Source organism: Pseudomonas sp. FP2335, from assembly GCF_030687535.1.
Classification (GTDB): domain Bacteria; phylum Pseudomonadota; class Gammaproteobacteria; order Pseudomonadales; family Pseudomonadaceae; genus Aquipseudomonas.
Genome location: NZ_CP117437.1, coordinates 5,989,711 through 6,014,601, shown reverse-complemented (window position 1 = coordinate 6,014,601; position 24,891 = coordinate 5,989,711). Strand labels below are relative to the sequence as shown.

The following is a 24,891-nucleotide window of genomic DNA, read 5'->3' as shown; positions in this document are numbered from 1 at the left end:
TATCGAGACATTTTCCAGGCCAATTGCCGCTGTCACTTACAAAATGGGTGAAATCAGCCGCGCCACCCGCATGCCCAATTGTTGCAGGCGCCGAGTCTCGCGGCTTTCTTCCTGGCTGACCTCGTGAGCCAGGGCAAAGTCGTCCAGCAGCATCCGTTCCACTTCATGGGCGAAGGCTTCATCCACCGTCAGCAACATCACTTCAAAATTCAGCCGGAATGAACGGTTGTCCATATTCGCACTGCCGATGGCGCTGATTTCGCTGTCCACCAGCACCACCTTCTGATGCAGAAAACCCGGCGTGTAGCGGAACACACGCACGCCGGCGCGTACCGCTTCGATCGCATACAGGCTGGAGGCCGCGTAGACGATGCGGTGGTCGGGGCGCGACGGCAGCAGCAGGCGCACGTCGACGCCGCGCAATACCGCCAGGCGCAGGGCGGCGAACACCGCTTCGTCGGGGATGAAGTACGGGCTGGTGATCCACACGCGTTCGGTGGCGGCGTGGATAGCCTCGACGAAGAACAGCGAGCAGGTTTCATACGGGTCGGCCGGGCCGCTGGCGAGCAGTTGGCAAAGCACGCCGTCTTCCGGGTAGGTGTCCGGCAGGATCAATGGCGGCAGTTCCCGTGCGGCCCAGAACCAGTCTTCGGCAAACGACTCCTGCATGCACGCCACCACCGGGCCTGTGACCTGCACGTGGGTATCGCGCCAGGGTGCCAGCGGCGGCTTTTGGCCGAGGTATTCATCGCCGACGTTATGCCCGCCGACAAACCCGGTGACGCCGTCCACCACCACGATCTTGCGATGGTTGCGGAAGTTGACCTGGAAGCGATTGAGCCAGCCGCTGCGGGTGGCGAAGGCCTTGACCTGTACCCCGGCGTCACGCAGGGATTGCACATAACGGTGGGGCAGGGCGTGGCTGCCGATGCGGTCGTACAGCACGTAAATGGCTACGCCCTGAGCGGACTTTTCCTTCAATAGAGCGTGCAACTGCCTGCCAAGCTCGTCGTCATGAATGATAAAGAACTGGAACAGCACCGCCGTTTTTGCCTGGCGGATGGCGTCGAAAATCGCGCTGAAGGTGGCGTCGCCATTGATCAACAAGCGCACGTCGTTGTTGGCCAGGCACGGCATGCGTCCCAGTTTGGGCATGGCGCGCAGCGAGGCGTAGGCGCTGGAGTTGCGCGCGGCGAGGGCTTCCTCGACCCACGGGCGCCAGTTCAGCTCGGTGATGGCGGTGTGCATTTCCTGGTTGGCCTGGCGGCGTGCCTGGATGTAGGCGTCGAAGGTGCTGCGGCCAAAGATCAGGTAGGGGATCAGCGTGAGATAAGGCATGAACATCAGCGACAAGGCCCAGGCGATCGAGCCTTGCGCGGTCCTGACGGTCAGCACCGCGTGGAGCGCGGCGAGGGTCCCGAGAAAGTGCAGCGTGGCGATGACGTAGGCGAGCAGGTGTGGGCCAAAGAAATCCATGGACGACGTTACTCCAGACAATCCAATGCCTAACAGACCATGTCTGGTGACGAATGTCGCTATTTTCTTTGCCGTGCAACACTGACCGCTTTGCGGCGTCTAACGCCCACAATTACCCAGGAGTTACCCGATGAATGCACGTCTGCTCTGCTTAGCCATGGTTGTTGGTTTGTCGCTGCCGGTGGCAGCACAGGCGCAGATGCTGGCGCCAGGCTTGTGGGAATTGACCACCAGCAATATGAAAGTCGATAACCAGGAGCTGCCGGACTTGTCGCTGATCCTCGGTCAGCTCAAGCAACAGATGACCCCCGAACAGCGCGCCATGCTGGAAAAGCAGGGCATCACCATGGCCGGCAAAGGCGTGCAGGTGTGCCTGACTCCGGCGCAGGTCGCCTCGGATTCGATCCCCCTGACCGACCCGCAATCGGGCTGCAAGCAGCAAGTGACCGACAAGACCGGCAACCAGTGGAAGTTCCGCTTCAGTTGCCCGAAAGCCCAGGGCACCGGCGTGGCGACCTTCCAGAGCCAGAAGGAATTCACCACCACCGTCAACGGCACCTTCAATGCCACCGGCATCCAGCAGAAGGGCAGCCTGGACAGCCACGCACAGTGGCTGGGCAACGATTGCGGTACGGTCAAACCCCGCGCTTAACGCAAAAAGTGCAGGGGCAAGCCCTGGCAGCTGTCGACCACCTGGCCGTTGTGCCACGCCAGGTGGCCCGAGACCAGGGTGGTGCTGACGCTATGGCGAAAGCTGCGCCCGGCGAAGGGCGTCCAGCCGCAGCGGCCAAGGATCGCTTGGCTGCTCACCGGCTTGCCGGCAGGCTCGGGCTGGATCAACACCAGGTCGGCCCAATAACCTTCACGCAGGTAGCCGCGATCGGGGATGGCAAACAGGTCGGCCACGCGATGACTGGTCTTCGCCACCAGGGTGGTCAGGGGCAGATGCCCATCGGCCACCAACTCCAATAACGCCGGCAGTGCATGCTGCACCAGGGGCAAACCCGACGGCGCCTCACGATACCCCAACTGTTTTTGCGCCCAGGTATGCGGCGCATGGTCAGTGCCGATCACATCCAGACGTTCACTCAACAAGGCCAGGCGCAGCGCGTCGCGGTCGGCGCGGGTCTTGATCGCCGGGTTGCATTTGATCTGGTGGCCGAGGCGGTGATAGTCGCGGTCGTCGAACAGCAAGTGGTGGATGCAGACTTCAGCGCTAATGCGCTTTTCCGCCAGCGGTTTGTCTTCGAACAACGCCAGCTCACGGGCGCTGGTCAGGTGCAGGACATGCAGGCGGGTGCCGTGGCGCTTGGCCAATTCCACCGCAAAGGACGACGAGCGATAGCAGGCATGCGCATCGCGGATCAGCGCGTGGGCGACGGCGGGGATGTGCTCGCCAAAGCGCTCGCGCAGGCGCTGTTCGTTGGCCAGGATGCTTGGCGTGTGTTCGCAGTGGGCCAGCAGGATGGTCGGTACTTCGGCAAACAGGCGCTCGAGGATGCGCGGATCGTCCACCAGCATATTGCCGGTGGAGGCGCCCATGAACACTTTGACGCCGGCCACTTCACGCGGGTCGAGGGCGGCGACGGTGTCGAGGTTGTCGTTGCTTACGCCGAAGTGAAAGGCGTAATTGGCCACCGAGTGCAGCGCGGCGCGGCGTTTTTTATCGGCCAGGGCCTCGAGGGTGAGGGTGGCCGGGCTGGTGTTGGGCATGTCCATGAAGCTGGTGATACCGCCGGCCACCGCCGCGCGGGATTCACTGTAGAAGCTGCCTTTGTCCGGCGCGCCGGGTTCGCGAAAGTGCACCTGGTCATCGATCATGCCCGGCAGCAGCCACTGGCCCTGGGCATCGATGGCCACGGGCGCGTTGCAGCCTTCGATGCTGCCGGCGATTTTCTCGATGCGGCCATTGGCGATCAGCACATCGGCGTCGAATTGCTGGCCTTCATTCACCAGGCGGGCGTTGCGGATCAGCAGGCGGCTCATGGCTCAGAACTCGTTTTGCAGGGCTTTGTAGCCGCGCACCAGGTCGACGTTGGTGCGCGCGACGTCTTCGGAAAATTCCGAGGCGCTGACGCTCACTGGCGGAAACTGCGACAGGTCGGTGTTGGGCCCGATGCGGGTGGTGGAGGGTACGTAGAACGTGTCGGGCAAGTCGCGACCGTCGACCACCGAGTTGTGGCGCACCACGCAGCCATCGCCCACGGCGCAGTTGAACAGCACGCTGTTGAAGCCGATGAACACGCGGTCGCCAACGGTGCAGGGGCCGTGGACGATGGAGCGGTGGGCGATGGAGGTGAACTCGCCGATGGTCACGGCGGCGCCGGACTTGGAGTGGATCACCACGCCGTCCTGGATGTTGGAGTTGGCGCCGATGGTGATCGGGTCCATGGCGCCGCTGGCGTCGACCTCGTCGGCGCGGATCACGGCGTAGGGGCCGACGAAGACGTTCTCACCGATTATCACCTTGCCGCAGATGATGGCGGTCTTGTCGACGTAGGCCGATTCGGCAATCACTGGCAGATCGCCGGAAGGGTTTTTGCGGATCATGCTGAGGGCTCCGTGATGATGTGGATGAGGTCGCCGTCGATAGCGTTGTAGAAGCAGGTGGGTCGGCCGGTGTGACAGGCCGGGCCGTGCTGGTCGACGATCAGCAGCACGGCATCGCCGTCGCAGTCCAGGCGCGCTTGCACCAACTGTTGCCTGTGGCCGGAAGATTCGCCTTTGCGCCACAGCCGCTGGCGCGAGCGCGACCAGTAGCAGACCTGGCCGGTGGCGAGGGTTTCGTCGAGGGCCTGGCGGTTCATCCAGGCCAGCATCAGCACTTCGCCGCTGCCGTATTGCTGGGCGATGGCCGCGATCAGGCCGTCGCTGTTCCACGCCAGCGCGTCGAGCACCTGATCGAGTGGAAAGCGGCTGCCGAGGGCAGCCCCTTCCAGGTCGAGCATGTGCAGGCTCATGGCTTGCTCAGGGCGGCGCACAGGGTGTCGAGGTTGTATTCGAACAGCCCGGTGAAGGTGCTGGCCGGGCCTTCGGCGGCGAGGGCGTCGGAGTACAGCGTGCCGCCGATCTGCGCGCCGCTTTCGTCAGCGATCTGCTTGAGCAGGCGCGAGTCCTTGATGTTTTCCATGAACACGGCCTTGACCTTGTCTTTGCGGATCTGGGTGATCAGCGCGGCAACTTCGGCGGCGGATGGCTCACGTTCGGTGGACAGGCCTTGGGGCGCGAGGAACTGAATCCCGTAGGCCTGGCCCAGGTAGCCGAAGGCGTCATGGGAGGTGACGATGCGGCGGTTGCCGGCTGGCAGCGCGCCGAACTTGGCCTTGGCTTCGGCGAGCAGGCGGTAGATTTCTTTCAGGTAGGTTTGGCTGTTGCGCTGGTAGTCGGCTTTGTTGGCCGGGTCGGCGGCGATCAGGGCCTTGGTGATGTTGTTCACATAGATTTCAGCGTTGGCCAGGTTGTGCCAGGCGTGCGGGTCGGGGATGGTTTCGCCGTCCTCGTCCATGGTGTGGGAAATCACGCCTTTGCTGGCGGTCACTACGGTGGCTTTGGTTTCGGTGCTGGTCACCAGGCGGTCCAGCCACGGCTCGAAGCCCAGGCCGTTCTTGATGATGATCTTGGCCTTGAGCAGCGCCTTGGCGTCGTCCGGTGACGGCTCGTAGGTGTGGGCATCGGCGTCCGGGCCGACCATGTTACTGATCTGGATGTGCTCGCCACCGATCTGGTGGGTGATGTCATCGAGAATACTGAAGCTGGTGACCACCTGGAGTTTGTCGGCCGCCTGGGCCATCGACAGCGGCAGCAGAAGGCTGAACAGTACGAGTAAAGCGCGCATCGGGAAACACCTCATTGGGATGACAGCAAGGGCGGGCGGCGCAGCAGGCCGTGCACCGGACCGAAGACCACGGACAGCAGATACCCGGCGCCAGCCACCAGCACGATGGCCGGGCCGCTGGGCAACGAGTAGTAGAACGACAGCAACAAGCCAAGCCACACCGACAGGCATCCCAGCACCGCCGATACCGCGATCAACACCGGCAGGCGCCGGCTCCAGAAACGTGAAGCAATGGCCGGCAACATCATCAGGCCCACCACCATCAAGGCGCCGATGGCCTGGAAACCGATGACCAGGTTCAGCACCACCAGCGTCAGGAACAGCCCGTGGGCGAGTGGGCCGAGGCGGCTGACGGTTTGCAGGAACAGCGGGTCGAGGGTGTCCAGCAGTAGCGGTTTGTAGATCGCCGCCATGGCGATCAGGCTGAAGCCTGTGACCCAGAGCATGCCGGTGAGGGTGGTCTGATCCACCGCCAGGGCGGAGCCGAACAGCAGGTGCAGCAGGTCCAGGCGTTTGCCGGCCAGACCGAGGATGAGCACACCGGCGGCCAGGGAGATGGGGTAGATGGCGGCGAGGCTGGCGTCTTCGCGCAGGCCGGTGCGGCGGGTGATCCACGCGGACAGGCCAGCCATGCTCAGCCCGGCGCCGAGGCCGCCGATCGTCAACGCGGGTAGGCTGAGGCCGGCGAACCAGAAACCAAGGGCCGCGCCGGGCAGGATGCCGTGGGCCACGGCGTCACCGATCAGGCTCATGCGCCGCAGGATCAGGAACACACCGAGCGGCGCGGTGCTGCAGGCGAGCACGAGCCCGCCGAGCAGTGCGCGGCGCATGAATACGAAGTCGACGAAGGGCATCCACAGGTGGGCGGCGAGGTGCATCAGGCCACCTGCATATGTGGTTGGGGGCGGATCAGGGTTTTGCTGTCGCCGAACACGCAGCCGCTGCTTTTGATTTGCACCACTTGCTGGGTGTGTTGGCGCACGGAGGCCAGGTCGTGACAGACCACGATCAGCGTGCGGCCCGCAGCGTGCCAGGCGTGGATGTGTTTCCAGCATAGTGCCTGGCCGTCTTCGTCGAGGGCGGCGTGGGGTTCGTCGAGCAGCAGGATGGGCGCTTCGGCGAGGCTCATGCGGGCAAGCAGGGCGCGCTGCAATTCGCCGCCGGACAACGCCATCAACGGGCGCTGTTGCAGGCCGCTGAGGCACCAGTCTTCCAGGACCGCCTCAAGGCGTTGGCTGCGTTGTTGCGGGGTGAGCTGCGAGCCCCAGAAGCCGGCGGCGACCAGCTCTTGCAGGCTGATGGGGAACTGGCGGTCGAGGTGTTGTTGCTGCGGCAGGAACGACAGGCCACCGCGCCGTGGAACCTCCACGCTGACTTTGCCCGCCAGCGGTTTTTGCAGGCCGGCGATGACTTTGAGCAGGCTGCTTTTGCCGGTGCCGTTGGCGCCGATGATCCCGGTGAGGCTGCCTTTTTCCAGGGTGAGGTCCAGGGCGGGAGTCAGCGGCTGGCCCGGGGCGCCCCAACGTAATGCGGTGCAGGTAATCATGCAGGGTGTCTCGTCCAGCGGCTTTCAGCCACGGCATCGTGCGCGTGCAGGCTTTCGGCGTGGATCACTTTCAGGTGGAAGGCTTTGACGGCATCCGAGCGTTTCAAGGCGAGGTTCAGGCGGCGTGCGGCGTCTTCGCAGAACATCAGGTTCTGCCCGTTGGCCAGGGCGAAGGCTTGTTCGTCGGCACGTTTTACGGCGGTTTGCACGGCGGTGCCGAGGGCGGCTTCGGCGCTGTCGATCAGGTCGGTGAAGGGCAGTTGATCGCCTTGCAGATGGATGTGCAGTTGCGCGCTGCTGCGCTGGCTGTGGGGTGTGGCGACGATGCCGTTGGCGCTGCCGAGCCAGGTCAGTAGGTCTTCGTGCTTGAGCGGGGCGTTGCCGAAATCCTCAAGAAATTGCTGCTGAATCAACTGCCTGGCGAGGGCGGCGGAGCAGGGGCAGGTTGAGGAGTAGGTAACGTCAATTTTTAGTTCCACGTGGAACATCTGGTTTTCCAGGCGCGCTTCGATGCTCACCGGGTAGCCTTTCCAGCCCGTCAGCGGGCTGACCAATGCCGGGCGTTTGAGCAGCAAATCGCTGTGGATGCGCAGGTAGGCGTTCTTAGATAAACCTTCATGTGTGTCGAGGAAACGCTGCAGTACATTACGCAGAAGTGCCGGCGTGAGGGGCTGCTGCTCAAGCATCTCCAGCGCCAGGTACAGGCGTGACATATGAATGCCACGGGCCTCGCCATCGTCCAGGCTGACGCCGGCATCCGCGCTGGCGGTGAGGCGTTGGCCGTCGACGAGGATCGGCAGGGCGATGCCGCACATGCCGACCCAGTCGAGTGGCAAGGCTTGGCGTGAAGCCTGCGCGGCAATATCCGGCAGAGTCAGCGCATTCATGGGCAGGTCCATCGTTGGAAGTAAAAAGACATGTTATATTATAACTATTGAGTCGACGATGATTTTTCTGCTCCGGTCTTTTTTCAGTCATGTCGAGTAGGGACGCTCCTTTTATCTGCGGTATTTTTCATGCACAGACGTCAGCTCCTTAACCTGCTGCTGGTCAGCCCGCTGTTCACCTTGCCGTTTACGGCCCACGCCACGCAGATCAGCAATGCACGCCTATGGCGCTCGGAAGACAAGCTGCGGCTGGTGTTCGACCTCAGCGGTCCGGTGCAGTACAAGACCTTTTCCCTGACCTCGCCGGAACGCTTGATCATCGACCTCAGTGGCGCGGGGCTGAGCGGAGATTTCTCGCAGTTGGCCTTGAAGAACAGCGGCATCACTTCGATCCGCTCGGGGCATTTCGGCAAGGCCGATACCCGTATCGTGCTGGACTTGGCGGCGCCGATGCGGCTCAACAGCTTTCTATTGCCGCCGCAGGACGGCCAGGGCCATCGCCTGGTACTGGACCTGACCAGCGCCACCCAGGCACCTCGTCAAATCGCCGCCGAACCGGCACGGTCCGTAGATAAGGCACACCCCAAGCGCGACATCATCGTGGTGGTCGACCCCGGCCACGGCGGCAAAGACCCCGGCGCCATCGGCTCCAAAGGCCAGCGTGAAAAAGACGTGGTGCTGTCCATCGCCCAACTGCTGGCCAAACGTTTGAAGCGCGAGAAAGGCTTCGACGTAAAGCTGGTACGCAACGACGACTTCTTCGTGCCGCTGCGCAAACGTGTGGACATCGCCCGTCAGCACAAGGCCGACATGTTCATTTCGGTGCATGCGGATGCGGCGCCACGGCTGACGGCCTCGGGCGCCTCGGTGTATGCGTTGTCTGAAGGCGGCGCGACGTCTGCCACCGCACGTTTCATGGCCCAGCGCGAAAACGGTGCCGACCTGTTGGGGGCTACCACCCTGCTCAATCTCAAGGACAAGGACCCGATGCTGGCCGGGGTGATTCTGGATATGTCGATGAACGCCACCATCGCCTCCAGCCTGCAACTGGGCAGCTCGATCCTGGGCAGCCTGGAAGGCATCACCACCCTGCATCAGAAGCGCGTGGAGCAGGCCGGTTTTGCGGTGCTCAAATCACCGGATGTACCGTCGATCCTGGTGGAGACCGGGTTTATCTCCAATGCCAGGGACGCCGAGCGGCTGGTCACGGCGCGTCATCAACAGGCGGTTGCAGACGGCTTGTTCGACGGCCTGAAAAAGTATTTCGAGAAGAACCCGCCGATGAACAGCTACATGGCCTGGGCCCAGGAACAGAAGAGTGGCCAGGTCTAACAGCCCGTTATCCGGCTACAGGTGAATTTGGCGCTGCTCCCACCGGAACTGGAGAACCTGTTTATGGTGGTCCAGCCCACGCGCCGCGTGTAGCCGACCCACGCCTCACCGTCCGAAGCCAGCCCGGTAAAAAACGTCAGTTGCCCATAACGGCTGTTGGTCTGTGCCCACCGACGTTTGCCGATCACCTCGAAGCCGCGCAGATAGGTGGTGCTGCCGACCGTCGCCACGCTATAGGCGTTGCCCTGGGGGTCTACACAGGCCAGCAGATTGGCGCTGCGCGAGCATTTCGCCAGCAGGCTCGGCGCTTGGGCGCAGGCAGGTCCTGCCGCTGCCAACAACAGGGCGCATACCAGATATTTCATAAGGCTTCTCAGGGGCGCAGAGGCTCAAGCATTGCGCCCTTCGTCATGTCGAGCAAGGGGGATTGGCTTATTTGTATTGTTATACTATAACATTAAGCCACAGCCTGACCCGTGAACCGCTCCCCATGACTGAACAAGACCTGCTGGCCCAACCGCCCGCCGACTACATGAACGAAGCCCAGCAAGGCTTCTTCCGCGAGCTGTTGCTGGCTCAGCGCAATGAGCTGCAAGCGCGCATCGACGCCGAGTTCCAGCTGCTGCGCGAGCAGGAACCCAACAGCGACCCGGCGGACGTCGGCAGCGCCGAAGAACAGCGCCAATGGCAACTGCGCCTGCTGGAGCGGGAAAAGAAGCTGTTGGACAAGATCGACGAGGCCTTCGAACGGCTGGCCCGCGGTGAATACGGCTGGTGCCGTGAAACCGGCGAGCCTATCGGCCTACAGCGCTTGTTGCTACGTCCTACCGCCACCCTGTGTATCGAAGCCAAAGAACGTGAAGAGCTGCGCGAACGCCATAAACGGGCGATTTGACCGGCCAACCCTGATGAGGAATACCTGATGTCCAATCGTCTCCCCGTGACTGTGTTGTCCGGCTTTCTCGGCGCCGGTAAAAGCACGCTGCTCAACTATGTCCTGCGCAATCGCGAAAACCTGCGGGTGGCGGTGATCGTCAACGACATGAGTGAAATCAACATCGACGGCAGCGAAGTTCAGCGCGACGTCACCCTCAACCGTTCCGAAGAGAAACTGGTCGAGATGAGCAACGGCTGCATCTGCTGCACCTTGCGCGAAGACTTGCTGCTGGAAGTCGGAAAACTCGCCAAGGAAGGTCGCTTCGATTACCTGCTGATCGAATCCACCGGCATCTCCGAACCGCTGCCCGTGGCCGAAACCTTCACCTTTCGCGATGAAAACGAACAAAGCCTGGCCGACATCGCACGCCTGGACACCATGGTCACCGTGGTCGACGGCATGAACTTCCTGCTCGATTACCAGGCCGCCGAAAGCCTCGCCTCGCGCGGTGAAACCCTCGGTGAAGAGGATGAACGCTCGATCACCGACCTGCTGATCGAGCAGATCGAGTTCGCCGATGTGATCCTCATCAGCAAGATCGACCTGATCAGCAGTCGCGAACGCGAAGAGCTGATGGCGATCCTTGAACGCCTCAACGCCCAGGCCGAGATCATCCCGATGGTCATGGGTGAAGTGCCGTTGCACAAGATCCTCAACACTGGCCGTTTCGACTTTGAACGCGCCGCCCAGGCTCCGGGTTGGTTGCAGGAACTGCGTGGTGAACATGTGCCGGAAACCGAAGAGTACGGCATCGCTTCCACCGCCTACCGTGCGCGCCGGCCGTTCCATCCGCAGCGTTTTTTCGACTTCATCGACCGCCCTTGGGTGAACGGCAAACTGCTGCGCTCCAAGGGGTTTTTCTGGCTGGCCAGCAAGCACCAGGACGCCGGCAGTTGGTCCCAGGCGGGTGGCTTGATGCGCCATGGGTTTGCCGGGCGCTGGTGGCGCTTCGTGCCAAAAAGCCAGTGGCCCCAGGACGAAGAAAGCGTCGCGGCGATCATGGGTAACTGGCAGCCGAGCACCGGCGACTGCCGCCAGGAACTGGTGTTCATCGGCCAGAACATCGACTTCGCACACATGCGCGCCGAGCTGGACGCGTGCTTGCTCACTGACGAAGAAATGGCCCTGGGAGTCGAAGGTTGGCGCTTGCTGGCCGACCCTTTTGGCCCTTGGTTTGAGCAGGCAGCCTGATGCTGGCCCCGGTAATTGCCCTGCGCCCCGTTATTCGCCAGAGCGCTGGTGAAACCCCGCTGGTGCTCGCTGAAATCCTTGAAGATGGCGTCAACCTGGCGCTGTGGCAGCGGCAGTTGCCGCTGCACATCGCCGAATTCGGCGCCTTGCTGGTGGCGCTCAACGAGCCCTTGGCGGATTCCATGGTCATCGAGCTCAACAGCGAAGATGCCACGGCGAACTTGCACGGTTTGGCGGCCAGTTGTCGCGATCTTGAAGGCTACGAAGGTTTTATCGCCGACGTGTCATGGCTGGTCAGCGCGTTTGCCTGCCTGCTGGGCGCCAAGCGCATTGGCGTGCGCCTGCGCTTGTTGGACAAGGCCATGTGCCCGCGTTTTCACGTCGATCACGTGCCGGTGCGGCTGATCACCACCTACGCTGGCATCGGCAGCCAGTGGTTGCGCGAAGGCGTGATGGATCGCCGCAAACTGAGCCAGGCGGACGCCGAGCCCAGCGAGCGCATCGAGCAGATCCACTGCGGCGAAGTCGCCCTGCTCAAGGGCACCAAATGGCACGGTAACGAAGGCTACGGTTTGATCCACCGTTCGCCGGCATTAAAAGCCGATGAGCGGCGCTTGATCCTGACACTGGATTGGCTCGCATAACCGCGTAGGATCAAACCCTCTACACGGCCTGAACGATGCCCTCCATGTTGCAGAACATTCCCACCCACGTGATTGCCGGCCCTTTGGGAGCCGGCAAGACCAGCCTGATCAAGCACCTGCTCACCCAGCGCCCGGCGGACGAGCGCTGGGCCGTGCTGATCAATGAGTTCGGGCAGATCGGCCTGGACGCTGCGCTGTTGACCCTGGATGACGATGGCATTGCCCTGGGCGAAGTGGCCGGCGGCTGCTTGTGTTGTGTGAATGGTGCGCCGTTCCAGGTAGGCCTGGGCCGCTTGCTGCGTAAGGCCAAGCCGGACCGGTTGTTTATCGAGCCGTCGGGCCTGGGCCATCCCGCGCAGTTGCTCAAGCAGCTACAGGAGGCGCCGTGGCAAAACGTGCTGGCGGTGCAACCCTGCGTACTGGTGCTGGATGCCCAAGCCCTGGCCGCGGGCAAACCTTTGCCGCAAGCCCAGCAGCAAGCGCTGGCCGGTGCCGGGCTGTTGGTCTTGAACAAGGATGAAGGGCTGGACGCTGCACAGCGTGAGGCCATCGAACGGCAATTGCCCGACTGTGCACGCTACTGGACCCGCCAGGCGCAGTTGCCGCTGGCGCAGTTGCCGGGGCTGACTATCAAGGCTGGCGCGGCTGTGGATAACTTCACTGTGCCCAAGGGGCTCGCGCAAATGCCGGCGATCTGGAGCGACCCGACGCTGCCCATCTGCCTCAGCCAGGCTCAAGAAGGCGGCTGGAGTATCGGCTGGCGCTGGCATCCGGGTCAGATATTCAGTGCCGAGCGCCTTGATCAATGGCTGTCATCCCTGAGCTGGCGTCGTGCCAAGCTGGTTATCCACAGCGCCGAAGGCTGGGTCAGCGCCAACGCTGTGGATAACAGCCCAGTCGCCTGGCAGCCCAGCGAATGGCGCCGCGATTCACGTATCGAATTGATCTTCAGCGCGCCACAGGACGTGGCGACGCTACAGGCCGCGCTGGCCGCCTGCCGTCAGTGACGGTTCTTGCTCGCGTGGTCCTGGCGCCATTGGCTGAGCTCGATCACTTCGGCGCTGGGCAGCGGCGTCTTGATCTCGAACGGGTAGGGGGCTAGTTCGATCTGCGCACTGTGGGCGCCGAATTGGGTGATGGTCCCCGGATGGCGGGTTTCGCCGGTCACGGTGAATTCGAAATTGTAGATGCGCGCCAAGCGTCGCCTCCCCTTGGCATCCTTCACAAACCCGATACGCTTGAGCGCCACGGCGCCATCGAGCAGTTCGATGTCGAGCTTGGCGCAATGCTGCTTGACCCGCTCCAACGCGCGCTCGCGCAGGCCGTGGTTGTGCCACACCCAGGCGGCAGCGGTCGCCAGCAGCATCAACACGAAGATATTTCCCAGGGTCAGCATGCGAAAAACTCCAACAAAGTGAGAGCAGCTTAACTGTGTCGCCGGTCTGTCGTACAGGCTGCGTTTAGTCGCATACTGCGCGGCCAGAATTTCATCGGTTTTACGGAAATCCCCTGCATGAAACGCACACCTCATCTGCTTGCGATCCAGTCTCATGTGGTTTTTGGCCATGCCGGAAACAGCGCCGCCGTGTTCCCCATGCAGCGGGTCGGGGTAAACGTCTGGCCGTTGAACACGGTGCAGTTCTCCAACCACACTCAGTATGGCCAGTGGGCCGGCGAAGTGTTGGCGCCGCAGCAAATTCCGGCGCTGGTGGAAGGCATCGCCGCGATTGGCGAACTGGGCAACTGCGATGCGGTGCTGTCTGGCTATCTGGGCAGTGCGGATCAGGGCCGGGCGATTCTGAACGGCGTGGCGCGCATCAAGGCCATCAACCCCAAGGCCCTTTACCTGTGCGACCCGGTGATGGGTCACCCGGAGAAAGGTTGCATCGTGCCCCAGGAAGTCAGCGATTTCCTGCTCGACGAAGCGGCTGCCATGGCCGACTTCCTGTGCCCCAACCAACTGGAGCTGGACAGTTTTGCCGGGCGCAAGCCGCAATCGCTGTTCGACTGCCTGGCAATGGCCAAGGCGTTGCTGGCACGCGGGCCAAAGGCTGTGCTGGTGAAACATTTGGATTACCCGGGCAAGTTGCCGGACGGTTTCGAGATGTTGTTGGTGACGACTGATGGCAGCTGGCACCTGCGTCGGCCATTGCTGGCGTTTCCGCGTCAGCCGGTGGGGGTGGGGGATCTGACTTCCGGGTTGTTCCTGGCTCGGGTGCTGTTGGGTGACAGCCTGGTGGCGGCCTTCGAGTTCACCGCAGCGGCGGTGCATGAAGTGCTGCTGGAAACCCAGGCGTGTGCCAGTTACGAGTTGGAACTGGTGCGGGCTCAGGATCGCATCGCCCATCCGCGTGTGCGCTTCGAAGCCACGCCGATCGGCCTGTAACACCGCACAGCAAAAATGTGGGAGCGGGCTTGCTCGCGAAAGCGGTGTGTCAGTCAAAGATGTTCCAACTGAACCACCGTATTCGCGAGCAAGCCCGCTCCCACATTTGACCCGGTTTACACCCTGGGATTGTCAGCGCCTCAGCCTTTGATTTCCTGATAACGCTTTTCCAGCTCCTGGCGAATCTGCCGACGTTGCTGGGCCTGCACGAAACGGCGCTTGTCTTCGCTGTTGTGCGGTTGCAGCGGCGGCACGGCGGCCGGTTTGCGCTGGTCGTCCACAGCCACCATGGTGAAAAAGCAGCTGTTGGTGTGGCGCACTGAGCGCTCGCGGATGTTTTCGGTCACCACCTTGATACCCACCTCCATCGAGGTGTTGCCGGTGTAGTTGACCGAGGCGAGGAAGGTCACCAGCTCACCGACATGGATCGGCTCGCGAAAAATCACTTGGTCTACGGACAATGTCACTACGTAGCGACCGGCATAACGGCTCGCGCAGGCGTAGGCCACTTCGTCGAGGTACTTGAGCAGGGTGCCACCGTGGACATTGCCAGAGAAGTTGGCCATATCAGGGGTCATCAGCACCGTCATCGACAGCTGGGCGTTTCCGGGTTCCATAGCACACTCACGGGTTGTAGGCATCTGTTGGGGGGCACCTCTGCGGGTGCTGGAATCTTTACTGCGCCATCCATAACGGGACGCCGGCGGGCGGCTTGCCGTCACGCGCTGGCCGATCTGTTTCCATATATTGCACCGGCTTTCTGCCGGAAGTCGCGGTGTTAACCTGCAAAAGCCCGTCCCAGGGCATTTCTTACGATTTCGGCAGACTTTTCCTTCCGCGCTTTGCGACATTTCAGCGGCGCGAGCGGAAGTGGGAAAAGCACCAGTACCCTCAAGGAGCCCCTCGCCATGCACGCCATCAGCTTTATCCAGGACCTGGCCGTGATCATGCTGGTGGCAGGGGTGGTCACCATCCTGTTTCATCGCTTCAAGCAGCCGGTGGTGCTGGGCTACATCGTCGCCGGCTTCATCATCGGCCCGCATACCCCGCCGTTTGGCCTGATCCACGACGAAGACACGATCAAGACCCTCGCCGAGCTGGGGGTGATCTTCCTGATGTTCTGCCTGGGCCTGGAGTTCAGCCTGCGCAAGCTGTTCAAGGTCGGGGCCACCGCGTTTATCGCGGCGTTCCTGGAGATCATCCTGATGATCTGGATCGGCTACGAGATCGGCCGCTGGTTCGACTGGAATACCATGGACTCGCTATTCCTCGGCGCGATCCTGGCAATCTCTTCCACCACCATCATCGTCAAGGCGCTCAACGACCTGAAGATGAAGAACCAACGCTTTGCCCAGTTGATTTTCGGCGTGCTGATCGTCGAAGACATCCTTGGCATCGGCATCATTGCCTTGCTGTCGAGCATCGCCGTCAGTGGCACGGTCAGCTCCGGCGAGGTGTTCTCCACCGTTGGCAAGCTGTCGCTGTTCATGATCGTCGCGCTGGTCATTGGCATCCTGCTGGTACCGCGCCTGCTGGCCTACGTGGCCAAGTTCGAAAGCAACGAGATGTTGCTGATCACCGTATTGGGCCTGTGTTTCGGTTTCTGTCTGCTGGTGGTCAAGCTGGAATACAGCATGGTGCTGGGCGCGTTCCTGATTGGCGCGATCATGGCCGAATCGAAGCAGTTGCTCGACATCGAGCGCCTGATCGAGCCGGTTCGCGACATGTTCAGTGCGATCTTCTTTGTCGCCATCGGCCTGATGATCGACCCGCATATCCTCCTGCAATACGCCTGGCCGATTGCGGTGATCACGGTGGCGGTGGTGCTGGGCAAGATGTTGTCCTGCGGCCTGGGGGCATTTATCGCCGGCAATGATGGCCGAACCTCGTTGCGAGTAGGTATGGGGTTGTCACAGATTGGTGAGTTTTCCTTCATTATCGCGGCGTTGGGGATGACGCTGCAGGTGACCAGCGACTTCCTCTACCCGGTGGCGGTGGCGGTTTCGGCGATCACAACCTTGCTCACGCCTTACCTGATCCGGGGGGCCGACCCACTGTCATTGAAGATCGCGGCGGTGATGCCCAAGCGCATGAGCCGGGTGTTCGGCCTGTACGGCGAGTGGCTGCGCAGCATTCAGCCCCAGGGTGAAGGCGCGATGCTGGCGTCGATGATCCGCAAGATCATCCTGCAAGTGGGGGTGAACCTGGCGCTGGTGGTGGCGATCTTCTTCGCCGGCAGCTTTTTTGCAGTGCGCATTGGCGGTTATCTGCAAAGCTGGATCAGTGATCCAAGCTGGCAGAAGGCGTTGATCTGGGGCGGGGCGTTGCTGTTATCGCTGCCGTTTTTGATTGCGGCTTATCGCAAGCTCAAGGCGCTGTCGATGCTGTTGGCGGAGATGAGCGTGAAGCCGGAGATGGCCGGGCGGCATACCCAGCGCGTGCGGCGGGTGATTGCGGAGTTGATCCCGATCCTGTCGCTGCTGGTGATCTTCCTGCTATTGGCAGCCTTATCGGCCAGTATTCTGCCAACCAACAAGTTGCTGGTGTTGATCGCCGTAGTCACGGCGGCGGTGGCGGCCGTGCTCTGGCGTTGGTTCATCCGCGTGCATACGCGGATGCAGGTCGCCTTGCTGGAGACGCTGGATAACCATAAGGATACGGCGGAGCACTAGTGGCTAATGTCGGGGGGGCTGCGAAGCAGCCCAGCGGGAGCAAGCTCCCTCGCCACGCGCGCGCTCTGGATCAGCTTTCCAGCCAGACGTCCCGCGCCCAGTGCCAGACCGATTCCCAGGTTTCTTCGGTGACCAGTTCTTCTTCGCCGGACCACAGCACCACGGTGCCGTCTTCCTCGACGCAGTAGTAGTCGTCGCCGTCCTGGCAGATCGGGATCATGCTGCGATCGACACCGGCGTCCCAGGCGTTGGCGGCCACGTCCGGCAGGTAGGTGTGGGACTGCGGGTCGGTGACGGTCACCGGCTCCAGGCTGCCGTACACCACGTCGCTGACGGTCAGCAGGAATTCACGGAAGACAAACGGGATGTCGATGAACAGTTGTTCTTCGATTTCCACCAGTTGGTCTTCGTCAGGCAGTTCCAGAGGAACCGGGACCGGTTCGTTGGCTTCACGCAATTGTTCGATGATTTCTTCCACGGCCGGGATCCTCTTGCTGATGGCGCGGTTTATAGGGGCGTTTTATACAGTAGCTCGCTATAAGTGCAACCGTGAAATAGATATTCCGGCACAAGCACAATCCCTGTGACAGCGGCGGATTAGAACTGTTTCTCCAGCTTTAGGCTAATGCTGTTTTTGTCGTAGGAATAAATCCAGTCGATGTTGCTCTGCACCTTGTTGTACTTGACGGTGAGGCTGGGAACCACGTCGTACACCGCCAGTCTTGGCGCACGTAGGATGAAGGTGTAGCCCTGCTCATTCTCTTCCCGTGTGTCATCGACGATTGCGCTGTAGGCATCGTATTGACGCTTACGGTACGAGGCAAACAGCACGGCACTCACGCCTATATCGAAGTCCTTGGCGATGCCCAGGCGCACACCTTTTTGCAGGTACGCCGCGACGCGGTCCCGGGCGTCGCGTTCGGTGATGTCGACGCCGCCGAACAGCGTCCATTGCTGGGGCAAGACTTGCCACAGGGTGGCGTAGACCGAGCTGATACCGCCGTCGAGGTTACTGTTGATCGAGTGTTTGTACGTCATGTCCTTGTACTCGCCTTCGAGTTTGAACATACGTGTGGCCGAGAGCGTGTGAATCCACTCGCCGCGCAGGCCCCAGGCGCTGTACATGGCGTTGTCGCCGATCGTGTTGAACTCGTAGGACGGTCCGAATGCGTACTGGTTGCGCGCATCGTGGTAGCTGTAGCCGGCGTTGTTGATCACGGTGGCTTCGTTGTACTTGCTCTCTTTTTCGTACGCTTGGCCGTACAGCAGCGAACGCACGAACAGCCCGTGATGGCCGCTGATGGAGATGCGTTTGTTGAGCGTGGCCTCATAGTCCTGGCCGTGGGCCGACACCGCCTTGGGCAGGGATTGCTTGACCACGTAGGTCTCTTCAGCGGTCTCATAGCGGTAGGTCACGCTGCCTTCGGAGGACTGGTTGAGGTTGTCGCTCCAGGTCGGACCGATGGCGAATGAGCCTTGCCAGTCTTCGCGATGGTCCAGGGCCTGGATAAAACTGTCGACGGTCTTGCCCAGGCCCATGGCTTGGGCGTCCGACGGGCTGAGGCTGCTGCTGATCTGTTCGAACACGGCTTTGGAGTCGCGATCCTTGCGGTTCTCGAACTGTACCCGTGCCAACTCCAGGCGACCGGGCAGGAAGTCGGGCTGGATGGCCAGCAGGTCCTGGTAATAGCGTTCGGCGGTTTCCAGGTCGCCATCGGCGCGGGCCAGGCCGCCGTTGGCGTAGGCGGTGAGCATCGGGTCGTGGCCGGGCAGGGCGGTGTAGCGCTTGAGATAGTCGCGGGCTTGCGGCCATTGCTGGCGCTCGACGCTCAGGTACACCGCGCGGCCCAGCTCGTCGAGGTTGTTGCCGACGCTGTAGACCTGGCCGTCGATAGTCAGCGACGGCGCGGCACCGTCACTCGGCAGTTCATCCTTGAGCAACTCGCGCTCTTGCTTGTTGGCGCGGTACTCGATGCTCTGGTTCAGGCGCAGGTTGGTGTCCTGGTCGGCGGCGAACACCGTTGGGGCCGTAAACAGCAGCAGGGAAAGGGGCAAAACATGCAACGTGAGGGATCGCTTGCAGTAGGGCTGGGGCATTACCGGGCTCTCGAGATCGCTTCAAAACGCCAAAAGCAAGTGCCTGGAGACCAGGCACTTGCTTCGTGGTGCTACGTCAGTGCAAGCCGCAGTTACTTGGCTACGCCGCCGAAAGCGGTGTCGTAGTTGCGGTTGGTGAACTTGGCGATACCGGCCAGCGACGCGGTGGAGCCTGCACCGAAGAAGCTGCCTTGGGTGGTGCCGGCTGCCAGCACTGCGCTGGTGGTCGGGTTCTGGGCAATGGCGCTGCCGCTGAAACCGGCGGTGGCGGTGTTGATGTTGGCCGAAATCCCGACTTTCAGCGCGGCGTTGGTCAGCGAACCGGTGAGCGTGGGCGATGCGGTGCCGAAGGTGGCGGTCAGGTCGCCGGACAGCAGGTTAGCCCCGGAGTAGTTGTTGATGCCCTGCACCGCGTAGGTCACGCTGGTGGTGGGCAGCACACGGCCGGTGGTGTCGCCGGAGTAGTACACGACGCGAGTCGGATCGTTGTGGGTGCCGTTCTGCGACCACTCGCCGTAGTACACCTGCTGGCTGGCAACTTGCTTGAAGTCGAAATTGCCCAGTGCAGAGTGGGAGGCTGGCATCATTGCCGGGGTAATGGTGGTGACGCCGTTGGTGTCGGTGGGGACCATGCCTTTCAGGCCGGCAAACGTCACTTTGGCGCCGTTGTAAAAGGCTTTTACGCCCACGGCAGGTTGGCCCGCTGCACCCGGGTGATTGGTAGTGCCCGTGCCGCTGGAGCCATCTACAACGATGGTGCCGTCATAACTTTGACCGGAAGAAGTATCTGCTTGAGCAACGCCAGCCAAACCAAGAAAAGCCACTGCCAGTACGGTGTAGTTAAAAGTTTTCATTTCATGTTCCATTGAGTGAATTTAATTAAGTCAACACGTAGAGCATTTGCCAATTTCTTCTTTAGCCTCCCATGGTGCACCTCATAAGTTAGAACGTAGTGGTAAAGCCGAGTTTTAATGTGCGCCCCGGCGCGGGCATGGCCGAGCGTGTCAGCGGGTCGACGTAATAGAGATTGCTCAAGTTGGTGCCGGTGAGTTCGATCGAGGCGTCGTCGGTTAACTTGTAATTGATATAGGCGTCATACGTGACAATCTTGTCCCACGACATCGGTGTATTGATGTAGTAACTGACCATGGGGCTGTTGGGGTAGTTTTTATTAAACTTGTTTTCGTGTTGGCGGTAATAAATGGCGCGCCCGCCAACTTCCAGCTTACGGTTGAAAAATCGACCGCCCAGCCCGAGGTTGGCCGACCATTCGGGTTGCGACATGCTCGCCAGGTAACCACCGACAAAGCCATCATCTACGCAGTTTGGGGTACTGCCGTCGGGTGTAATAGTGATGGCCGACCTCTCATCGCACACCCGGTTCTTCAACACATGGGCGACGCTCAGGTCAGTGAAGAACCGCCCACTGTCATAACGCCCCTGAAACTCAAGGCCGGATGTGGTCTGTTTTTCAACGTTGCTGAACACCAGTTCCGGGCTGCGTTCAATCACGTTTTTGGTGGTGTTGTGGTAATAGGTCAGTTTGACGTCGGCGCGTTCACTGCCGCCCCACCCGGCCAGGTTATGGATATACGCGGCCTCATAGTTATAGGCGTGTTCGGGTTCAAGCCCCCATGGGTTGAGAGAGGAGGAAAAGCCCAAGGTACTTTCAAACATGCTCGGGTAGCGAATGGCCTCGCTGTAGCGGATGTAAACCCGACCGTTCTCGGAGGTATAGAACGTACCGGAAAGTGTCGGCGCCCAGGCGCTGTCTTTCTGATGTTTGGCCGTCACGTCTTTTTGGTAGCCAATGCCGGTATCGGACACGCCGCAAGACACTACATTCTGGCCCGCATTGGCCGCCAGAATGCACGGGTCGTTATAACGGGCAAGGCGACCTTTATCATCCGCATTCCACACAGCCCGAAGTTGGGTGTCTTCAACCCGCGGCGTTTCTGCCTGCAACTGCTTTACATCAATGATGCGGAATTCCGGCGGAATGCCAAACAGATCAAATGCGGCGTTGAGGTCGGCAACTTTCTTATCAACGGCGGCATTCCATTCAGCATCCGTCAATGTTTTGCGAGTGGTGTAATCCACGCGATAGGCCGTATTGACCCACTGCGTGGTTGCACCGCTTTTGTCTTGGGTTTCTTTCAAGTAGTCATCAAACGCCCAATACGATGAATAGCGCGCGCCTGCGGTGAACTTGGCAAAACTCACCGGTCGCCACTCGAAATTGAAGTTGTATTCCTTTTCTTCACGGCGTCCCGCGCGCGGGTTCATGCGCAAGGTGTCGAAGATCGCCGCGTCGTAATAGTTGTCTTTGGAACCCAACTTCTCATGTTGGTAGCTCGCGCCCAGGGTCAGGTCCAGGCTGTCGATCAACTTGAGTTTGTTGCTGACGGTCACCCCGGCCCGGTCATGTTGGGCATTGGCGACGGCGGTATTCCTGAACACCGGGTCGGCGGCGCTGGTGGCGTTGGGCACGCCGCCACTTGAGTAGGTGTCGCTTTGGGTATTGGTGGCCCAGAGGTTCGAATAGAAATCCACCCACGGGTTGCCCTCGGGCTTGAGGTTGTATTCCAGGTTGTAGGCTTTGCTCTGCACATGGCTCAGGGGCCACTGCGGCACGCCGCTGGATTCGGCATCGAACTGGTCGCCGGGGCGGAAGAACGAAATGCGTGACGGCAGGATTTCGCCGTACAGCGAATCGGTGTCGCGGTAGCCGAACTCCAGGGATTGGTCGTCGTCGATCTTGAGCTTGGCCTTGGCCAGCCAGGACTCCATCTTGCTGGAGGTGTTGGGCACTTCATCGCCCGGCTTGTAGATGTTGGCCAGATTGGGGATGTAGTCGAACTGGCCGTTGACCTGTTCGCCAGTGGCGTAGAACCCGCTTTTGTTCTTGCCCGCGTAGTGGTTGCCCTTTTCGCGGTAGGCGTAGGCGGCGAGCAGTTCGAATTTTTCCTGGCGGGTGCCGAGGGCCAGGCGATAGGCCGAGTCGCCGCCGGTGATCAGGTTGTTGTCGCGGCTGGTGCGTGGGTGCTTGTACAACGACGGGTCGTAGTAGGAAGAGATCGGGATGTACTGATAGTCGGCGGGCGGGCTTTGGCCGGTCATCAAGTGCGGCAGCTTGGGCGACACCGAGTTGTTACTGCCTTCCACCTTCAGCTCGCCGCCGAATGCCTGGCCTTCCTTGAGGATGTCATCCACGTTCAGGGTGTTGGCGACTACCGCGCCACCCACGCCGCTGTAGACGTTGCGCTCCAGGTTCGGGCCCTTGAGCACCTTGATGCTGCCGATCAGGTTGGGGTCGATGTAATTGCGGTTGTTGGCGCCCATGTAGCCGCGATACACCGTCAGCGCCTGCTCGGTGCCATCGATGGTCAGCGGCACGCGGCCGGGGCCCTGGATGCCACGCACGTTCGGGTCCAGCGCGCCGCTGTTGCGGCCGTCACCGCTGTAGACGTTGAGCATGCCCTTGAACATATCGGCGGGGGCGGCGCCTTTGTAGCGTTCGATCTGTTCCTTGCCGGAATACACCGAGGACACGTCCTGATCGTAGATGTCGTTGTAGCCTTTTTCGTCGCGGGACTCCTTGCCATCCAGGCCGTGCACGTAGATCGGGTGCAGGTCGCCTTGCTGGATGCCGCTCATGCCCGGCGCGGGTTGCACCTGGATGATCGGCCGCTCGGGGTGGTTGCCCAGGCTGTAGGTCAGCGCCTGGTTGGCGAGCAGTTGTTGCAGTGCGGCTTCCAGGGATAGCCGGCCCTTGACCGGGTTGCCGTAGGTGCCGGTGAGGTCATTGCTGCCCAGGTACACCTCGACGCCGGCTTGGCGCGCCAGCAGGACCAGGCCTTCGTCCAGTGACAGGGCGGGGACGTCGAAGTCGTGATACGTACTTTGGGGTTGCACCTGGGCCGCGCTGCTGGCCGGGCGAGTTTGCAGCGGATGGATGTCGGCGGCGTCGGCGGCCAGCGCGAACACGGCGAGCTGAATCCCCAGGCTCAGCCGAGTGCGATGGGTTGCCTTGCGCTTCTTGTGGTTCTGTTGCATCTGCAAAACCGGCCTCACTAAAGCAAATAAGAGTTATTCACATGTAGTAGAAACGCAGCAGCAGTCAAAACGCGATAGATCGATATGGTCTATGTATCGCGTTTTATATATGAATGATGTCAAAAGGCCCGCAGACGCGGCCTTTCAGTAGATCAGCGTGAGCCCGGGCAGGTCGAGAATGCGCCCGTGGGCTTGCTGTGCGAGACGTTTGACGGCGTCGTCGAGGTTGTCCAGGCGCATCACCGCACTGATTCGCACGGCGCGCAATGTGTCGCCTTTGACTACGATCAGCCCCGGCCGATAGCGGTTGATGCGCGCCACGGCATCGCCCAACGCTTCGCGCTGGAACACCAGGCGACCTTCCTGCCAGCTGGCCAGTTCATCCGGGTGCGTGGTGAGCGGCACCAACCCGGCTTTCGGGCTGAAGCGCAGGCTGTTGCCTTGCTCCAGCAGCGCGGACCCGGCCACGTCATCGCGCTGGGCAGGGGTGAGATTGACCTCGACCTTATGCTGCAACACCCCAACCCAGCCTTCACGCTCCTGGCCGATACCGACCAGATAGCGCGTGCCGCGTGCGGTGATGTCGGCGCCGGGGGCGCGCACGGTAAACGGGCGGCGTTCCTGATCATTGATTGGCGATGGGGTGAACACCGCTTCGCCCTGGCTCAGGTTCACCAGGCGGGTCTGATCGTCATAGGCGATGTTCAGGATGCTGTGGCTGCCCAGTTCAACCTGGCTGCCATCCGCCAGGGTGATGTGGCGAACCTCGCCGAAACCGGTGTGATAGTCGCTGCTCAGCGCTTGCAGCCAGAAGGGCGGTGCAAGCAGCATCCAGCACCCCAGCGCGAGGGCGCCGACAGCGCTGGTGGCTGTCCAGCGTGTCCAGAGGCTGCGTGGCGGGCGCTGCGGTTTGACATAGCCTGGGCGGCGTTTGAGCGCGGCGGTGGCGCGCCAGGCGCGATCCGCCCGACCGGCAGCGGCGGCATGCCTGGGGTCGGCTTCCTGCCAACGCTGAAAAGCTTCTAGCTCACGCGCCGACAGCTGGCCTTGTCGATGACGCATCACCCAATCGGCAGCTTTGCGCTCCAACGGGTCGGTCGTTTGTGGGGAAGCATTCACGGTTCTGACTGTTTACCTTATCGCTTTGCAAGAGACCCAAGGCTTAGCCCTCCTGGTCTGGGTCAAGCGCCTTACCAATCCTGGCCAGCGCCATCGCCATGTGTTTTTGTACAGAGCTTGTGGAAATCCGTAAATAGCGGGCGGTCTCTTTGTGCGTCATGCCCTCGACCCGGCACAGCAGGAAGATGTCACGGGTACGTTCTGGCATGCGCTCCAGCAGGCTTTCCAGTTGTTCCAGGGCAAGGGCGTCGAGGGCCTGTTCTTCGGGGCCGCTGGCCTCATCCACCAACGTATCGAAATAGGCGGCGGCATCGTTGTCGAAGCGCTTTTCACCGTAGCGGCGATGGTGGTCGATCATGAGGTTGTGCGCGACGCGAAACAGGTAGGACGGCGCACACAGGATGCGTTCCACGTTCTCCAGCTGGGCGATGCGCAGGAAGGTGTCCTGCACCAGGTCCGAGGCCAGGCTGGGTGTGCATTTTTTGCGCAACAGGTAGCGATGCAGCGCGGATGCGTGTTGATTGAAGAGTTTTTCCAGCACGGCGGCACGTTCCTATGCTCGGGCAGAACCGGGAGAGGGCACGAGTATAGTGAGAATGTTTCTCATTAATCCAGTAAAAACCGCAACGCATTTCCGCCCGGCAAAAAAAGACCCCGGCGGTGTATTTGCATACACCGTCGGGGTCGTTTACTGCGCGCTCAAGGCGCCAGGT

General features: G+C 61.4%; 25 protein-coding genes. 8 read left to right on the top strand and 17 right to left on the bottom strand.

Features of this window, described 5'->3' with window-relative positions; all coding sequences use genetic code 11:
* Positions 1-36 precede the first annotated feature (36 nt).
* Positions 37-1,476, bottom strand: coding sequence for a cardiolipin synthase (gene cls, locus PSH81_RS27190; protein ID WP_305391779.1), 1,440 nt, complete (start codon positions 1,474-1,476; stop codon positions 37-39).
* 130 nt (positions 1,477-1,606) lie between these two features.
* Here cls and PSH81_RS27185 point away from each other — a divergent pair, with 130 nt between their 5' ends.
* Positions 1,607-2,128 carry a DUF3617 domain-containing protein gene (locus PSH81_RS27185; protein WP_192298101.1) on the top strand — a complete coding sequence of 174 codons (522 nt, stop codon included), beginning with the start codon at positions 1,607-1,609 and terminating at the stop codon, positions 2,126-2,128.
* Here the strand turns inward: PSH81_RS27185 and PSH81_RS27180 are convergent.
* Genes PSH81_RS27180 through folE2 form a run of 7 tightly spaced genes read right to left on the bottom strand, consistent with a single transcriptional unit; the run spans position 2,125 to position 7,744 of the window.
* Positions 2,125-3,462: a dihydroorotase gene (locus PSH81_RS27180; RefSeq protein ID WP_305391778.1), complete on the bottom strand. Its 1,338-nt coding sequence runs from the start codon at positions 3,460-3,462 to the stop codon at positions 2,125-2,127. The two genes, PSH81_RS27185 and PSH81_RS27180, sit on opposite strands and share 4 nt — an antisense overlap.
* 3 nt (positions 3,463-3,465) lie before the next feature.
* A complete protein-coding gene (locus tag PSH81_RS27175; protein ID WP_192298099.1) occupies positions 3,466-4,026 on the bottom strand; it encodes a DapH/DapD/GlmU-related protein in 561 nt (186 codons plus the stop codon).
* The gene (gene hisI / locus PSH81_RS27170) at positions 4,023-4,436 is read right to left on the bottom strand and encodes a phosphoribosyl-AMP cyclohydrolase (RefSeq protein WP_305391777.1); all 414 of its coding nucleotides are present in this window, start codon (positions 4,434-4,436) and stop codon (positions 4,023-4,025) included. Before hisI ends, PSH81_RS27175 begins: the two co-directional genes overlap by 4 nt.
* Positions 4,433-5,311, bottom strand: coding sequence for a metal ABC transporter substrate-binding protein (locus tag PSH81_RS27165; protein WP_226454735.1), 879 nt, complete (start codon positions 5,309-5,311; stop codon positions 4,433-4,435). The genes hisI and PSH81_RS27165 overlap by 4 nt, the downstream gene beginning before the upstream one ends.
* Positions 5,312-5,322: 11 nt before the next feature.
* The gene (locus tag PSH81_RS27160) at positions 5,323-6,189 is read right to left on the bottom strand and encodes a metal ABC transporter permease (RefSeq protein WP_192298096.1); all 867 of its coding nucleotides are present in this window, start codon (positions 6,187-6,189) and stop codon (positions 5,323-5,325) included.
* Entirely contained in the window at positions 6,189-6,857 is a 669-nt protein-coding gene (locus tag PSH81_RS27155) for a metal ABC transporter ATP-binding protein (RefSeq protein ID WP_305391776.1), read from the bottom strand. Before PSH81_RS27155 ends, PSH81_RS27160 begins: the two co-directional genes overlap by 1 nt.
* Positions 6,854-7,744, bottom strand: coding sequence for a GTP cyclohydrolase FolE2 (gene folE2, locus PSH81_RS27150; protein ID WP_305391775.1), 891 nt, complete (start codon positions 7,742-7,744; stop codon positions 6,854-6,856). The genes PSH81_RS27155 and folE2 overlap by 4 nt, the downstream gene beginning before the upstream one ends.
* 129 nt (positions 7,745-7,873) lie before the next feature.
* On the opposite strand from folE2, the gene PSH81_RS27145 reads away from it, so the two are divergent.
* The gene (locus PSH81_RS27145) at positions 7,874-9,076 is read left to right on the top strand and encodes an N-acetylmuramoyl-L-alanine amidase (protein WP_192298093.1); all 1,203 of its coding nucleotides are present in this window, start codon (positions 7,874-7,876) and stop codon (positions 9,074-9,076) included.
* On the opposite strand, the gene PSH81_RS27140 is transcribed toward PSH81_RS27145, so the two are convergent.
* Positions 9,073-9,441, bottom strand: a complete 369-nt coding sequence (locus PSH81_RS27140) for a glutamine synthetase (protein WP_192298092.1) — start codon at positions 9,439-9,441, stop codon at positions 9,073-9,075. The two genes, PSH81_RS27145 and PSH81_RS27140, sit on opposite strands and share 4 nt — an antisense overlap.
* A gap of 125 nt (positions 9,442-9,566) precedes the next feature.
* Between PSH81_RS27140 and dksA the strand changes: the two genes are divergently transcribed.
* From dksA to PSH81_RS27120, 4 genes are read left to right on the top strand one after another with little or no spacing between them, the layout of a single operon-like run.
* Complete coding sequence (dksA, locus tag PSH81_RS27135) at positions 9,567-9,971, top strand: RNA polymerase-binding protein DksA (RefSeq protein WP_226454732.1); 405 nt, start codon at positions 9,567-9,569, stop codon at positions 9,969-9,971.
* 27 nt (positions 9,972-9,998) lie between these two features.
* On the top strand, positions 9,999-11,204 hold the full coding sequence (gene zigA, locus PSH81_RS27130; RefSeq protein ID WP_192298090.1) for a zinc metallochaperone GTPase ZigA: 1,206 nt from the start codon (positions 9,999-10,001) through the stop codon (positions 11,202-11,204).
* Positions 11,204-11,848, top strand: a complete 645-nt coding sequence (locus tag PSH81_RS27125; RefSeq protein ID WP_226454731.1) for a DUF1826 domain-containing protein — start codon at positions 11,204-11,206, stop codon at positions 11,846-11,848. The genes zigA and PSH81_RS27125 overlap by 1 nt, the downstream gene beginning before the upstream one ends.
* Before the next feature lie 44 nt (positions 11,849-11,892).
* Positions 11,893-12,855 (top strand): GTP-binding protein, encoded by a 963-nt coding sequence (locus PSH81_RS27120; protein WP_305391774.1) that lies wholly within the window; start codon positions 11,893-11,895, stop codon positions 12,853-12,855.
* Here the strand turns inward: PSH81_RS27120 and PSH81_RS27115 are convergent.
* Positions 12,849-13,244: a DUF3301 domain-containing protein gene (locus PSH81_RS27115; RefSeq protein WP_226454729.1), complete on the bottom strand. Its 396-nt coding sequence runs from the start codon at positions 13,242-13,244 to the stop codon at positions 12,849-12,851. The two genes, PSH81_RS27120 and PSH81_RS27115, sit on opposite strands and share 7 nt — an antisense overlap.
* Positions 13,245-13,361: 117 nt before the next feature.
* Between PSH81_RS27115 and pdxY the strand changes: the two genes are divergently transcribed.
* Positions 13,362-14,234 carry a pyridoxal kinase PdxY gene (pdxY, locus tag PSH81_RS27110; RefSeq protein WP_305391773.1) on the top strand — a complete coding sequence of 291 codons (873 nt, stop codon included), beginning with the start codon at positions 13,362-13,364 and terminating at the stop codon, positions 14,232-14,234.
* Positions 14,235-14,374: 140 nt separating this feature from the next.
* Here pdxY and PSH81_RS27105 read toward each other — a convergent pair whose 3' ends face one another.
* Entirely contained in the window at positions 14,375-14,851 is a 477-nt protein-coding gene (locus PSH81_RS27105; RefSeq protein ID WP_017739034.1) for an acyl-CoA thioesterase, read from the bottom strand.
* A 291-nt stretch (positions 14,852-15,142) separates the two neighbouring features.
* Here PSH81_RS27105 and PSH81_RS27100 point away from each other — a divergent pair, with 291 nt between their 5' ends.
* Positions 15,143-16,906, top strand: a complete 1,764-nt coding sequence (locus PSH81_RS27100) for a cation:proton antiporter (RefSeq protein WP_305391772.1) — start codon at positions 15,143-15,145, stop codon at positions 16,904-16,906.
* Between the two features lie 70 nt (positions 16,907-16,976).
* Here PSH81_RS27100 and PSH81_RS27095 read toward each other — a convergent pair whose 3' ends face one another.
* The 6 genes from PSH81_RS27095 to PSH81_RS27070 all read right to left on the bottom strand — a co-directional run bounded on the left by PSH81_RS27095 (position 16,977) and on the right by PSH81_RS27070 (position 24,719).
* Entirely contained in the window at positions 16,977-17,384 is a 408-nt protein-coding gene (locus tag PSH81_RS27095) for an SMI1/KNR4 family protein (RefSeq protein WP_017739032.1), read from the bottom strand.
* A gap of 119 nt (positions 17,385-17,503) precedes the next feature.
* Positions 17,504-19,003 (bottom strand): porin family protein, encoded by a 1,500-nt coding sequence (locus PSH81_RS27090; RefSeq protein ID WP_305391770.1) that lies wholly within the window; start codon positions 19,001-19,003, stop codon positions 17,504-17,506.
* Positions 19,004-19,095: 92 nt separating this feature from the next.
* Complete coding sequence (locus tag PSH81_RS27085; RefSeq protein WP_192298083.1) at positions 19,096-19,857, bottom strand: Slam-dependent surface lipoprotein; 762 nt, start codon at positions 19,855-19,857, stop codon at positions 19,096-19,098.
* An 88-nt stretch (positions 19,858-19,945) separates the two neighbouring features.
* A complete protein-coding gene (locus tag PSH81_RS27080; protein WP_305391769.1) occupies positions 19,946-23,059 on the bottom strand; it encodes a TonB-dependent receptor domain-containing protein in 3,114 nt (1,037 codons plus the stop codon).
* A 144-nt stretch (positions 23,060-23,203) separates the two neighbouring features.
* Positions 23,204-24,178 (bottom strand): FecR domain-containing protein, encoded by a 975-nt coding sequence (locus PSH81_RS27075; protein ID WP_305391768.1) that lies wholly within the window; start codon positions 24,176-24,178, stop codon positions 23,204-23,206.
* A gap of 43 nt (positions 24,179-24,221) precedes the next feature.
* Positions 24,222-24,719 (bottom strand): RNA polymerase sigma factor, encoded by a 498-nt coding sequence (locus PSH81_RS27070; protein WP_192298081.1) that lies wholly within the window; start codon positions 24,717-24,719, stop codon positions 24,222-24,224.
* Positions 24,720-24,891: the final 172 nt, after the last annotated feature.